At 49.6% G+C, this 13,020-nt stretch carries 8 protein-coding genes; 1 reads left to right on the top strand and 7 read right to left on the bottom strand.

The window, feature by feature from the left end; all coding sequences use genetic code 11:
• Positions 1-85 precede the first annotated feature (85 nt).
• From OGM61_01435 to OGM61_01455, 5 genes are all read right to left on the bottom strand, one after another.
• Entirely contained in the window at positions 86-688 is a 603-nt protein-coding gene (locus OGM61_01435) for a peptidase E (protein UYI84755.1), read from the bottom strand.
• Positions 689-795: 107 nt separating this feature from the next.
• Complete coding sequence (locus OGM61_01440) at positions 796-2,094, bottom strand: ATP-binding protein (GenBank protein ID UYI84756.1); 1,299 nt, start codon at positions 2,092-2,094, stop codon at positions 796-798.
• Between the two features lie 327 nt (positions 2,095-2,421).
• Positions 2,422-3,330: a radical SAM mobile pair protein B gene (locus OGM61_01445; GenBank protein UYI84757.1), complete on the bottom strand. Its 909-nt coding sequence runs from the start codon at positions 3,328-3,330 to the stop codon at positions 2,422-2,424.
• On the bottom strand, positions 3,318-4,007 hold the full coding sequence (locus OGM61_01450) for a radical SAM mobile pair protein A (GenBank protein UYI84758.1): 690 nt from the start codon (positions 4,005-4,007) through the stop codon (positions 3,318-3,320). Before OGM61_01450 ends, OGM61_01445 begins: the two co-directional genes overlap by 13 nt.
• On the bottom strand, positions 4,004-4,441 hold the full coding sequence (locus tag OGM61_01455) for a radical SAM mobile pair system MarR family transcriptional regulator (GenBank protein ID UYI84759.1): 438 nt from the start codon (positions 4,439-4,441) through the stop codon (positions 4,004-4,006). The genes OGM61_01450 and OGM61_01455 overlap by 4 nt, the downstream gene beginning before the upstream one ends.
• Positions 4,442-4,772: 331 nt before the next feature.
• Between OGM61_01455 and OGM61_01460 the strand changes: the two genes are divergently transcribed.
• Entirely contained in the window at positions 4,773-5,966 is a 1,194-nt protein-coding gene (locus OGM61_01460; GenBank protein UYI84760.1) for an IS110 family transposase, read from the top strand.
• A 210-nt stretch (positions 5,967-6,176) separates the two neighbouring features.
• Here OGM61_01460 and OGM61_01465 read toward each other — a convergent pair whose 3' ends face one another.
• A complete protein-coding gene (locus tag OGM61_01465; GenBank protein ID UYI85553.1) occupies positions 6,177-11,606 on the bottom strand; it encodes an SNF2-related protein in 5,430 nt (1,809 codons plus the stop codon).
• A gap of 953 nt (positions 11,607-12,559) precedes the next feature.
• On the bottom strand, positions 12,560-12,904 hold the full coding sequence (locus OGM61_01470) for a TnpV protein (GenBank protein ID UYI84761.1): 345 nt from the start codon (positions 12,902-12,904) through the stop codon (positions 12,560-12,562).
• Between the last annotated feature and the right edge of the window lie 116 nt (positions 12,905-13,020).

The raw sequence follows: 13,020 nt of genomic DNA on the forward strand, positions 1-13,020 counted from the left end.
AAATGTGCAAATGAAAATCTTCCGAAAAGCGAATACGGCAGCCTATTGAAAGGCTGCCGTAGATCGACAAACTGGAATTTTCAAATTAGTCTTTGCAAATAACCTTTGAACCTTCACCACCAATTACAATTCCCTGACGGTTGTTAATTGGGCATAGATTCAAATCCGAAAACTCAGTCATTATTTTCTCGGTAACTTTCTTAAATGGTGCTGTAAGATAATGCGGAAGAACATAGAAATCAATCAAATCAAGCCCTGCATCATCTTCTTGTGAGTAGTCCTCCGGCTTTTCATCCATTTGCTCGATATATTGGATGCTTGGAGCGCATATAATCGCACCTGCCGATTCACCAATCATCAGTTTTCCCTTTGCCAATTCTTTCTTCAACAGCTCATCCGTTCCCGTTTTACGGAGCTGGTCTATAAGGAAAAAAGAATTTCCGCCGGTAAAATATATCACATCCGCATCTCCAAAAACAGACTGTACTGTTGAATAAGCCTCCGTTGAAATATCAATTTCAGTTACGATTGCTCCCAACTTTTTGAATAATTTTCGAGCCGAGCCGACATAACCGGTGTAGCCTTCACGCAGCGAAGCTGTTGGAATAAATGCGACTTTTTTATTTTCAATTTCTTCCTTTATCAGACTTCCTACACTTGAAAAGTGCGAACATAAAAACAGTTTCATCCATATTCTCCTTTATATATAAATTTCGATTTGTCAGTCTCATTCTATCACACACTCGGTACATTTCCCGGCTCGCGTATCACAGCGGCGGTGCGGCAGATCACGAGTTATAGCTCGGCAATCTGCTCTACTGCATACAGCGGCAAATTCACAAGCCGGTCTTCTTTTTTGAAATCCGCCATTGAAGTACGGACGGCAATTTCGGGTGTGAACTTCTCCTGATAGGTTTTCAGGCTTTTTGCCCGGAGGTTGGTTTCAGCCTTCACCTCTACCGGAATCACCTGCTCGCCTGCATCCACGATGAAGTCAATTTCGCAGGAACCTCTGTCATTGGTGTAGTAGTAAACGCCCAGATCCTCAATGGTTTTCAGCTGCTGGCAAACATACTGCTCCGTAAGGGCACCTTTGAATTCAATAAAGAGGTCGTTTCCGTCCAGTAAGGTGCGCTGACGAAGGCCTGCCATACACCCAAGCAGTCCCACATCCACAAGGAACAGCTTGAATGCCTTTAAGTCTTCATAGGCCTTCAGGGGAATTCCGCCAGCGTTTACACGGCTGATCTTATGAACCAGTCCGCAATCGGAAAGCCACAGAATCGCCGTTTCATAATCCTTGGCTCTTGCGCCTTCTCGAACGAGGCCATAGACGAACTTTTTGTTTTCCCTTGCCAACTGCGAAGGAATGCTGTTCCAAAGCATGCGGATCTTGGGAACGATTTCGTTCGGTGCGTGTTTGGAAAAGTCCTGCTCATAAGCGGCAAGGATTCTCTTTTGTATCTCACGGACCTCATTAAAATCCTTGTTCTCCGCAAAGCTCTGCACCGCTTCCGGCATGCCGCCTACAAAATAATACTGCTTGAGCGCATCAATGTAGGTCTGCTTAAAGCTCGTGATCATTGGATAATCCTGCTTGCTGAGCAGCTCTGCATAGCGTTCCTTGCCGGTGGCCATCAAAAACTCCTTGAAAGAGAGCGGGAATAGCTTCAAAAAGTCCACTTTGCCTACTGGGAAAGAAGTGCCTTCATGCAGGGCAATGCCCAGCAGAGAGCCTGCGCATACAATGTGGTACTCCGGCGCATTTTCGTAAAAGTACTTGAGAGAGCTGAGCGCTCTTGGCACTTCCTGTACCTCATCAAAAATCAAGAGTGTATGGTCGGGATCAATTTTCCGACCGGAATACAATTCCAACCCCATGATCAAACGCTCTGTATCCAAATCAGAGGCAAACAGCTCAGCCATTCTGGAATTGGAATCGAAGTTGATATATACGGTATCGGTATAATAGAGCCTCCCGAATTCCTTCATCAGCCAGGTTTTTCCGACTTGCCGTGCGCCCTCGATAATCAGCGGCTTCCGCCGTTTGCTTTCTTTCCATTTCAGTAGCTTTTCCATTGCGATTCGGTACATACTTGCACCCCCTATCTCATACTGCAAATATAGTATACCACCGAATCGCAAAAAATGCAATGAATTTTGGGATTTGATCTACATTTTTTACAGTGAACTTTTGATGCGCATACACACTTTTCACAACGAACTCAGAAAATGCGTTCATGATATTGTAGTAGTCAAGAAAAGTAGACACGAAAAATATTTATTTTTGATTTGCTTTTTCAAAAGTAGACATGAGGAACATTTTTGCGGAAGTTGTTTTTTCAAAAGTGGACACGATGATTCCACGCCTTGTAAGGGCCTTGTTTGCAAGGGATAGTAGTTTTGGATAGAGTAGAGAGTTTAGCGATTTCTTTTTCCGGTATTTTCTGTCCCACGGATTTCCTCATGATAGAAATAATCTACGATCACCGGATGTCCCTGTGGGACTCTGCCATAAGGCATTTCATTATCCACAAAGGGACAATCATACTTCTTAGCCATTTCCTCAGCTTTTACTTCAAGCGCTTCAAAGTAGCTGCGGTTATGCTTGTTATAGATCTCATCGTAAAGCGGTACAAGATCAGGATATTTTCCGGCGATATAATCCAGGATCGTCTTCTTGAAGCCGCCCCGAAGATTGAGGTTTTCGAGCCAGAACAGATCGCACTGATCCTTTACCCGCTCAAAGATGGCTTCAAAATCCGTGATGCCGGGGAATACCGGAGATACGAAACAGACTGTACGGATACCTGCATCATATACTTGCTTCATAGCAGCGATGCGCCGCTCAATGCTCGAAGCAGAGTCCATATCGTTCTTGAAATTTTCATCCAGTGTGTTGATCGACCATGAAACGGTCACTCGTCCAAGCTTCTTCAGCAGATCAATATCCCTTACCACAAGATCAGACTTTGTGCAGATCAGAATATCTGCGTCACTGCCGATCAGCTGCTCCAGAAGTTTTCTGGTATTCCCGAATTGCTCCTCCTGTGGATTGTAGCCATCCGTCACAGAACCGATAACCACCCGCTGTCCGGCATATTTCTTCGGATTTTTAATTTCAGGCCAATGCTTCACATCAAGGAAAGTGCCCCATTCCTCCGTGTGTCCGGTAAAACGCTTCATAAAAGAAGCATAGCAATACTTGCAGGCATGTGTACAGCCTACATAGGGATTGACCGAATAACCGCCTACCGGCAAACTGGATTTGGTCATGATGTTCTTTGTTTCCACCTCACGAATGAGGATTCCATCGATTACTTCTGCCATGATCTCTGTACCTCTAACACTTTATTGAATTCCTCCGGCATTTCCTGAACCATATTTTCATCCCCTATGATAGGGACAAGGTCTTCCTTCATAAACACCGGAATGCCGAGTGCGTGTGCCTGATCCGTCAGAGACCATGCCCATTCCGGCTCCGTATGAATCTTCCTGCTCTGAGCCCCGGTCATAGTGCCGACAACGATCCAGTTGATTCCGGAAAGGTCAACTGTACCGGGATCGTCGAATAACGGTTCAAAGGTAACATGGTAATGCTTTGCTCTGATGTTTTTCCGAAGGGCGTCGATACGCCACAGTTCGGCTTTCCTCGTCACCGTAACACCAAACCATGCGTTTTCCAGATCGGTATCAAAATCCAGCAGATCGGGGCGCTTGGTAAGAAACAAGAACTGATGCTGTGGATTTTCACGGATCTTTGCAAATACCTCGTCTCTCCATTCCGGCTTCCATCCGGAGAGATCGCTCATGCCGGTAAGAAGAAAGTTTTGCGGACGTTTCTTTTCCATCATCTTGAGCTTACCCGGAAAGAACTCAGGATCAGCGAAGTCATCGATCATATGCCAGCGCTTCACATTGTTGCGGGCATAGCAATATGCACACCCCACTGTGCAGCCGATGACGAGATTCATGTTCTGAATCTGATCTTTGATACAAATACTCATGACTTCTGCCACTCCTCAAGATTCTTTCTGATGCGGTCGAGGCATTCCTCAAACCGGGTAATTTCTTCCTCTGAAAAACCCTTGTAGTAAATGCTGCCCATCTCATCAGATACAGAATCGTACTCGCCCTTTAAGGCATGTGCTTTCTCAGTCAGAAACAGGAGTGTTTTCCTTTTGTCCGTTTCAGACTGAACACGGCTTATCAGTCCTTGATGTTCCATTCTTTCCAGCATCGTCGTAAGAGATGTTATCGCTAATCCGCATTTGACCGAGAGTGACCTGATCGAGATTCCATCCTCCTGCCACAGCACATAAAGAATGCGCCCCTGGGCTCCATTGAACGCATCAATATTCTTTTCGCTGAGAATCTTCTCAAAAATCCGGTCACCAAGTTGTTTTATTTTGGTGACAAGAAATCCGCCATTTGTTTTCATACAAAAGCTCCTATATAGTAGTTCATAAAATCATACTATATAGGAGCTTTATTGTCAAGAGCTTGTATGTTTGAATAGAGGTAAATTCCGATTAGTAATATATAAGCGAGGGTGTTACAGCCTTCGCTTTTCCTTTAAGATGAAGGTGATTGGCTGACGGAATTTCCGATTGGGACCCCACGCCCGCAAACAAATGTGTCAGCCAGCCTTCATCATTCTGCATTCGATTCAGCAAGTTGGGACAAATCACTGCTCCCGTTTCACGGACTAATCTGATTGAATCTTGAAGTGCTGGAACCAATCGTATCTCAACGAATGAAGGAGGAATCTCATGATTGCAGTTGGAATCGACATATCCAAAGCCAAAAGCACCGTTGCGGTGATTGATTCAGACGGTACAGTTCTGGCAAGTCCATTCACAATGGCTCATACGCAGCTGGAGATGGAAGCTTTCGTGTCCTATCTGAAGGGACTTGGAGAACCCACGACCATCCTCATGGAGTACACTGGCCACTACCATTATCCGGTGCTCAAGAAGCTTCAAGACGAGGGATTTCCCGTTTGCATTGTCAATCCATATCAGATGAAAAAATACGGGGATGTCGAGATTCATAAGGCGAAGACGGACAAGAAGGACGCACTTCGGATAGCGGCCTATGCACTTGAAAAATCCTATAAACTCGTACCGTATAGCTCAATGGAGCAAAAGTATGAGGACTTGAAATTTCTTTCCCGCCAATACAACCAACGAATCTCTTATGTTGCGAAACTGAAAGTTCAGCTCATAGCTCTGCTGGATCAGACGATGCCTGGGATCACAAGAATACTGCCACTGAACAGCAGAAACCCCGAAAAATGTGCGTTGCTGCTCTTTATCAAACGATTCAAGTCCTTTGATGAGATTCAAAGAATTGGAAAGGCGCGCTTCCTGGCATCCTATGACGTCTTGGCGAAAAAGGCTTCAGAACGCAGTGCATCCAGCAAGGGACTTAGTATCTACGAACTCGCTGTTGACAGCATTACCACCCGCGGCGAAGACCCTTACATTTGGCTCTCACAAAATCAATGTGTTGACCTGCTTTCCGCAACACAAAATGCTGCCGACGAAATCATTTCTCAGATGAGAAACATCGCCGAGACAATTCCGGAATACAAGATACTCCGAGCAATGCACGGCGTTGGTGACCGCCTCGGACCGATTATCCTCGCCGAGATCGGTGATGTCCATCGCTTTCACAGCGGTAAGGCATTGAACTCCTATGCCGGCAACGATGCCCCTCCATATCAATCCGGACAATTCGAGAGCAGAAACCGCCACATTTCAAAACGTGGCAGCTCTGCCCTCCGGAAAGCTTGTTACGAGGTAATGCAGGCCCTTAAACTGACAAAACCTCAAGACGACCCCGTGTACCTCTTTATGCTCAAAAAAGAGCAGGAAGGGAAGCCTTTCAATGTAGCCAAGATGGCTGGCGTGAACAAGTTTCTCCGGATCTACTACGCCAGAGCAATGGAGCTCTACAAGTAAACCGATTTGATTCTACATCATTTTTTCAGAGCCCGCAATCTGGTGGGTTCGTTTAGTGCGCCCTTTTTTCTGTGCAACTTCCAGAAAAAAGTCCTTGACAAACATTAGCAAGATTTGTCAGCCTCATTCTATCGCATACTCGGTACATTTCCCGGCTTGCGTATCACAGCGGCAATGCAGGTATTCCACATTGCCGCTGTGATTTTCTTTTTAGCGTTCTCTGTCTGCGGATGATTTTTGCGGCTCCTCCTCGCCACGCTCACCGGCCACGATCTCGTTCTCTCTTTTGTCGAGATTGAGCATCGCATTCAGTTCATTTAGCCGTGCCGATTTGGTTTTCAGTTCTTCCTCCTGGGGGAATGGCTTCTGTACCTCGGCCTTTGCGTTTTCAAGCTGAACCCGTGTATTCTCCAGCTGCTCGGCACACGCCGCCATTCGTTCCTCAAAAGCGCCGAGGGTGTTATCCAGTCGCTGAATGTTGCCGAAGATGTCCGTTCCCAGCGTGACCGTATGCCGCAGCTGATGAATCAGCGTGATCTTATATTCTCGGCTGAAGGTATCGAAGGACAGCTCCATGTCAAAGCCACGGTACTGACCGATGGAAATCGGCTCTGGGCTTGTCATGGACTTGCAAAGGCCGAGGATGGCATCGCCGGCGGCCTTCTTTTCTCTTACCGTGCCGCCCGGCATAAACATCGGGGAGAAGCCGTCCTCGTTGGGCTCGGTATTTCTTTTGCGCTGGTCAATATCTGTCTGATAGCCCTCAATGCGCTGCTCCAACGATTTGATTTTCTGCGGAAACTCCTTCAGAATTTGATCCTCCAGAGCATAGCGCTGGCTCAGATGGTTGGCCTTGAGCAGCTTCAGGCGAGACACATCAATATCTAAATCCATCTTCTCCTTGATGTGGGGATTGCCGGCGCACAGCGCCTTGATTTCCGCATAGCTCAGGGCGGTTTCGTCAATGTCCTCCGCAGAGCGCACCGGGGATTTGCTGGTCATGATCTGCCCAATGAACTTCTGCTTGGATTCCACCAACTGATACAGGTAGCTGTCGAAGGTGTTCTCCGTGACATAGGTGTAAATATCGACCTCCTTGTTTTCGTTGCCCTGGCGGATGATTCGTCCTTCCCGCTGCTGCAGGTCAGACGGTCGCCACGGACAATCCAAATGATGAAGTGCCGCAAGCTTCGTCTGCACATTGGTGCCGGCTCCCATTTTCTGCGTGGAACCGATGAGCACACGCACCTGACCGGAGCGCACCTTGCCAAACAGCTCTTTCTTTTGCGCCTCGGAGTTTGCCGTATGGATATAGGCGATTTCCTCTGCCGGAACGCCCTTGGCAATCAGCTTGTTTCGGAGATCATCGTACACATTGAACTTGCCGTCGCCGTGGGGCGTAGACAGGTCGCAGAATACCATCTGTGTCGATTTCCGATCGGCGGTGCGCTGCCAAATATCAAAAACATTCTCCGCACACGCGCCCACCTTGCTTGTCTCGCTGTCGGGGAGCATATCGTTCATGAGCCGCTGATCCAAGGCAAGCTTTCTGCCGTCATTGGTGATGAGGAGCATGTTATCCACGCTGGAATCCACCATCTTATTGCGGACACGCTCGGCTCGTTCCGAAAGAGAGGCCACCATTTCCTTTTGCGTTTCCGATGGCTTCAAGACAACGCTGTGGTAATGGGCCTCCGGAACAGGGAGTTTGAGCATATCGGCTGTCTGAATATCTGCGGTCTCCTTGAACATTGCCATAAGCTCCGGTAGATTATAGAACTTGGCAAACCTCGTTTTGGCGCGGTAGCCCGTGCCCTCCGGGGAGAGCTCGATGGCTGTCACCGTCTCACCGAAGGTGGAGGCCCAGGCATCGAAGTGGAGAAGGTCATTCCTGCGCAGCGCTCCGTACTGGAGATACTTCTGCATGGTGTACATCTCCACCATGCTATTGGAGATGGGCGTGCCGGTGGCAAACACAACGCCTCTGCCGCCGGTCAACTCGTCCAAATACCGACACTTCATATACAGGTCGCTGGACTTCATGGCCTCGGTTTGGCTGATGTTGCCCACATTCCGCATTTTTGTAAATGCGGCGAGGTTTTTATAGTAATGCGCCTCATCGATGAAGATACGGTCAACGCCCAACTCCTCAAAGGTCACAACATCATCCTTGCGGGACTGGTCATTGAGCTTGTCCAGCTTCTGCTTGACCGTTTTCTTGGTTCGCTCCAGCTGCTTGATGGAGAAATTATCCCCACGGTTTTTCTTCAATTCAGAAATGCCGTCCAGCACTTCATCCAGCTGTTGCTGCAGGATGGCACGCTGTCGTTCCAGGGACATGGGGATCTTTTCAAATTGGCTGTGCCCAATGATGACCGCATCGTAGTCGCCGGTGGCAATGCGCCCGCAAAACTTCTTGCGGTTCTTGGTCTCAAAGTCCTTCTTAGTGGCGACAAGAATATTGGCGGAGGGATAGAGCTGGAGGTATTCGCTCGCCCATTGCTCCGTCAGATGATTGGGGACCACAAACAGGCTTTTCTGACACAAGCCCAGCCGTTTACTCTCTTGGGCCGCCGCTACCATCTCGAAGGTCTTCCCAGCCCCAACTACATGCGCAAGCAGGGTGTTGCCGCCGTAGAGGATATGGGCAATGGCATTGACCTGATGCGGCCTCAGCGTGATCTCCGGATTGATTCCCACGAAATTCAGGTGGCTGCCGTCATACTCACGGGGGCGAATGCTGTTGAGCTTCTCGTTATACAGCTTGGTCAGCTGCTCCCGGCGTTCCGGGTCGCTCCAAATCCAATCAGCAAAGGCCTGCTTAATAAGCTCCTGCTTGCCCTGTGCGATGGCGGTTTCTTTCTTGTTGAGCACAGCCGTTTTCCTGCTGTTTCCGTCCTCGATGTAGTCGAAGATTCTCACATCTCGGAGGTTCAGGGTTTCCTCCATGATCTTATAGCCATTAACTCTGCCGGTGCCATAAGTATTGTAGGCCTTCACATTGCTGCGGTCATAGGATTTCCCCTCCACATTCCATTCGCCGGTGTACTGCGCGTAGTGAACATGGATGTTCCACTGGCAGTAGCGAGGGGTGTTGAAAAGCTCAAACATAAACTGCTCCACAATTTCCGGAGGCAGCCATGTTGCGCCCAACCTTACGGAAATCTCACTTGCCGTCAGGTCAACCGGCTGCACCGCCTCAAGCGCACGGACATTCTCCCCGTAATCTTCGGGGGAAAGTTCTGCACTGCGTTTCGCAATCGCCAGCTTTTCCCGGACATTGCCGGAGAGGTATTCATCTGCGGGAAGATATTTCGGTCTGCCATCCTCCTCGCTGGCGTGCATGGGGTTGAGGAAGATCACACCCTTCAAATCCTCAAACAGCTCCTGCTCGGTTTTGCCGGTAAGCTCCGACATATACGGCATATCGATTCTGGCTTTTTCTGCAAGAGACAGGGCATAGGCCTCGGAAGCCGTGTCAACCGACTGCACCGTTACCTTCTGCTTGATGGTTCGTTTGGAGAACATATCTGCCTTGCGGAGGAAGTTGCCCTCATCGTCCAGCACCTCCAGCGAGGCAAGCAGGCAGTAGGAGCTGTCGGAATTGAAAGCCGAATTGTTGGCTCTTGCGCTGATAAGCCCATATTTTTTGCTGAAATCATCATAGAGGCGATTGAGTTTTTCCTGCTCTGCCTTGATATCGGCATCGGGATAGTCCTCCGTCTGGTACTCAATCAGCGTCCGGACGCAGTCTCGGATACCAATCATGCCCTTGATACGGCTTTCGGCAGTCGCGGAAACATCCACGGGATTCATGCGGCTGTTTTCACGGTAATAGATTTTACCGTCCACCACCGTGAAGCTGAAATTGCGCACATCAGGGTCAGCGGGGATAGAAAGGTCCTCATCCTCCGCTTCAAGATCGTCGATTTCAAATTCGGTAATCTCGGCATGAATGTTCTGGATGGCATCCCGCAAGAGGTCCCCAAGCTCTGCATTTTCATAAGCAATACAGGCGGACTCCATGCCGTGAGGCCCGCTGACCATCTGCATGTCGCCCAACACCATTTCAGGGTTGTCCACAAAATAGGCGTTCATCCGGATGCCATTGGCATCGGTGGCCAGATGCACCCAATCGGGCTCAATATCCACCAATCGGTCACGCTTTTGGAGGAAGATAATGTCCGATGTGACCTCTGTGCCGGCAGCGGCCTTGAAGGTATCATTCGGCAGCCGGATCGCACCGAGCAAGTCGGCTCTCTGGGCGATATACTTTCGAACATTGGGATTTTCCTTATCCAGCGTACCCTTTGAGGTAATGAAGGCGATCACGCCGCCGGGTCTCACCTTATCCAAGGTGCGGGCGAAGAAATAATCGTGAATGAGGAAGTTGTGCTTATCATAGCGCTTGTCGGGCACCTTGAATTGCCCGAAGGGGACATTGCCGATTGCAGCATCAAAGAAGCTGTCGGGAAGGTTTGTATTTTCAAAGCCCTGCACCGCGATACTGTTTTTCTGATACAGCTGCTGGGCGATCCGCCCGGAAATGTTGTCCAGCTCCACGCCGTAGAATTTCGCGTCATTCATGCTTTCGGGAACAAGCCCCATAAAGTTGCCGATGCCGCAGGAGGGCTCCAGCACATTGCCGGTCTGAAAGTGCATGTTCTCCAGGGCACTGTACACCGCCTTGATCACCACGGGCGGCGTATAGAAGGCCGTCAGCGTAGATTCTCTTGCCGACGCATATTCCTCATCGGAAAGCACATTCTTCAGCTCGGTATAATGGGGATTGTCCTCCTTGAAGAACTCGGATAGACCGCCCCAGCCCACATAGTCGGCAAGCACACGCTGCTCCGTGGGTGTCGCCAATCGGCTTTCCGCATCCAGCTTATTCAGAAGCTGAATGGCACGGATATTGTGATAGAACCGTTCCAGCGGCGTGCCCACGCCGATATCATCGCTCTCGATTTGAAAGTTGGTTCGGTACTCGGTGCTGATTTCCGGATGCAGCACATGAGGCACGACCTTGGAAGACCTTTTCACCTGCGGAGGCGGAGCGAGCGCTTCTTCCTGGTCATCCAGCAAGGCTTCCGCATTGGGGTAGGTCACGACCTCGCCGTCTTTGACGGTGCTGATGGGCAGAGCATCCAATTCTTCGTCCGTTAGGCTCTCAATTTCGGAATCGTCTTCTGCCAAATCTTCCGTTTCTCTGAATACCCGTGTGCCGTCTGCACCAAACTCCGCCTCATAGCGGTCAGTCTCTCGCGCTGCTTCCCGGTCTGCCTCTAAAGATAGAATATCCTCGTGAATCTTCAGGAGGTTTTCCGGCGTGAACTCGATATAATCGCAGTCCATCTCATAGTCATTTTCAGCTTCCATGAAGAACGGAGTATTGATGTCCGCAAGGAACTGATCCGACATTTCTTCAAGGTCATTTCGGAAGTCGGCGGCGTTTTCCGGATGGTTGGCAATGTCATACTGCTCGACAAGCTCTTCAAAAACAGAGAAATCAAGGTCACCGGAAACATACTGTCCACCTGCATCTGCATCGGGATTGAAGTAAATCCAGTGAACCTTGTTACTGCCGGTGTCAAGGGATATTCTCGCCTTCGTATTGTCTGCGACAGGGAGTTCTTCCACGACTTGCAGCAGCCTGTCATTCAGCGGATTTTCTTTGAGCCGGTTATCGAACTCTTCACGAGTCAGCTCCTTGTTAAACAGCGGGAACTGCGTATCAAAGAGGACGACCTTCTTCTCGTCAAAAGACAGCAGCTCGTATTCCTGTGTGCCGATATAGACTGCATCGCCGAGATGATAGCGGTATTCCTTCCGGGGCTCCGGGGGAGGGTTCAGCTCATCAAAGGTCGGCTCAAGGGACTTCGCCACATCGCTGTTCAACGCTTCCAGCATGGCTTCGCACCGTGCGGTCAAGTGGGTGTTGTCCGCAATGATCGTATTCATTGCTTCGCGCATCATGGGGAGGATGAAGTCACCCTCCGCAGTACGGGCGTGCATTTTCTTTTCGCCCACGCTGAACGCACCCCAGCAGCTTGACAAATAATACAGATTCAGCGCTTTGCTTTCCTCACCAAGCTGCGCCACAAAGTCATTGTAATCATAGACAATCGACCGGAACTCCTCAGAGATTTCACCTCGTTTCCTCCGAGCTTCTGCCTGCTCCCGGTAGGCAGGATAGTTGTCCTTTTCTGCTTGGCTCAGATAGCGGTCGGCTCGGATCAGCTCCCCGATCCGCTTCTCGGCCTTATTCCACCGCAAAAGCATTTCTGCGTCGGGCTGGGAGATTCTTCCTCTGCTGATTTTGATGCCTTTAGCGTCGTGGTTCTCGTCGAGATTTCTTCCGGAAATTGCAGGATAGGCTCCGCCGATGCCGTATTCGTTTTTCAAGAAGGTGATATTGTTCTCGGAAGAATCCTGTTTGAGAAACTGCTCATAGATGCGGAATTTGCCCTGATGGATGCCGCTGCCTCGTGTCAGAATGGCGTCGATGTCCTCCTGAGAAATAGAAAAAGCGGAGGATTTTTCTTCCTCCGCTTCTGCGATAATTTCCTGTTGCTGTTCAACTGTGGGGAGCGTTACGCGTAGATCAGGTCGTTCAGAATCACTTCCTCCGCCGAGTGACGAATAGAGTTCATCATCTGCACCCACCGCATCTGATCCTCCGCCTTCAACTGCTCTGTCACTCCGTTCAGCGCCTTCATCTGCTCGGTCAGGTCGTCCAGCATCTTCTGCGCCTGCCGGTCCACCTCCTCCAAATGACTGTTCAGTGTTCCGTTCAGCAGCATCCCGGTGTAGATCCCATCCCGGTGCTCGCGGAGGAATGTCCGCCGCAGCATTCCATACTTCCCAAGCTTCGGACTCTCCGGCACGGTCAGATCGGGAATCAGATAGTCCCCCTGTATCGTATAGGTCAGTTCCATGTTCGTTGCTCCTTTCCTTGTTTTCTGTTCGGTTCTTATGATACGCAGAAGCACCCTCCTGTGCAAATGTGCGAATCTTCCGTCTTTCTTCCTTCTCCATCTCCTTGACGGTTTCG

It is taken from the genome of Clostridiales bacterium, from assembly GCA_025757645.1.
In the GTDB taxonomy this organism is placed as follows: Bacteria; Bacillota; Clostridia; order Oscillospirales; family Oscillospiraceae; genus CAG-103.

Coding starts and splice junctions, on each gene's coding strand:
- OGM61_01450 (UYI84758.1), bottom strand. CDS start 4,007: ATGAGTATTTGTATCAAAGATCAGATTCAGAACATGAATCTCGTCATC.
- OGM61_01435 (UYI84755.1), bottom strand. CDS start 688: ATGAAACTGTTTTTATGTTCGCACTTTTCAAGTGTAGGAAGTCTGATA.
- OGM61_01440 (UYI84756.1), bottom strand. CDS start 2,094: ATGTACCGAATCGCAATGGAAAAGCTACTGAAATGGAAAGAAAGCAAA.
- OGM61_01455 (UYI84759.1), bottom strand. CDS start 4,441: ATGAAAACAAATGGCGGATTTCTTGTCACCAAAATAAAACAACTTGGT.
- OGM61_01470 (UYI84761.1), bottom strand. CDS start 12,904: ATGGAACTGACCTATACGATACAGGGGGACTATCTGATTCCCGATCTG.
- OGM61_01460 (UYI84760.1), top strand. CDS start 4,773: ATGATTGCAGTTGGAATCGACATATCCAAAGCCAAAAGCACCGTTGCG.
- OGM61_01445 (UYI84757.1), bottom strand. CDS start 3,330: ATGGCAGAAGTAATCGATGGAATCCTCATTCGTGAGGTGGAAACAAAG.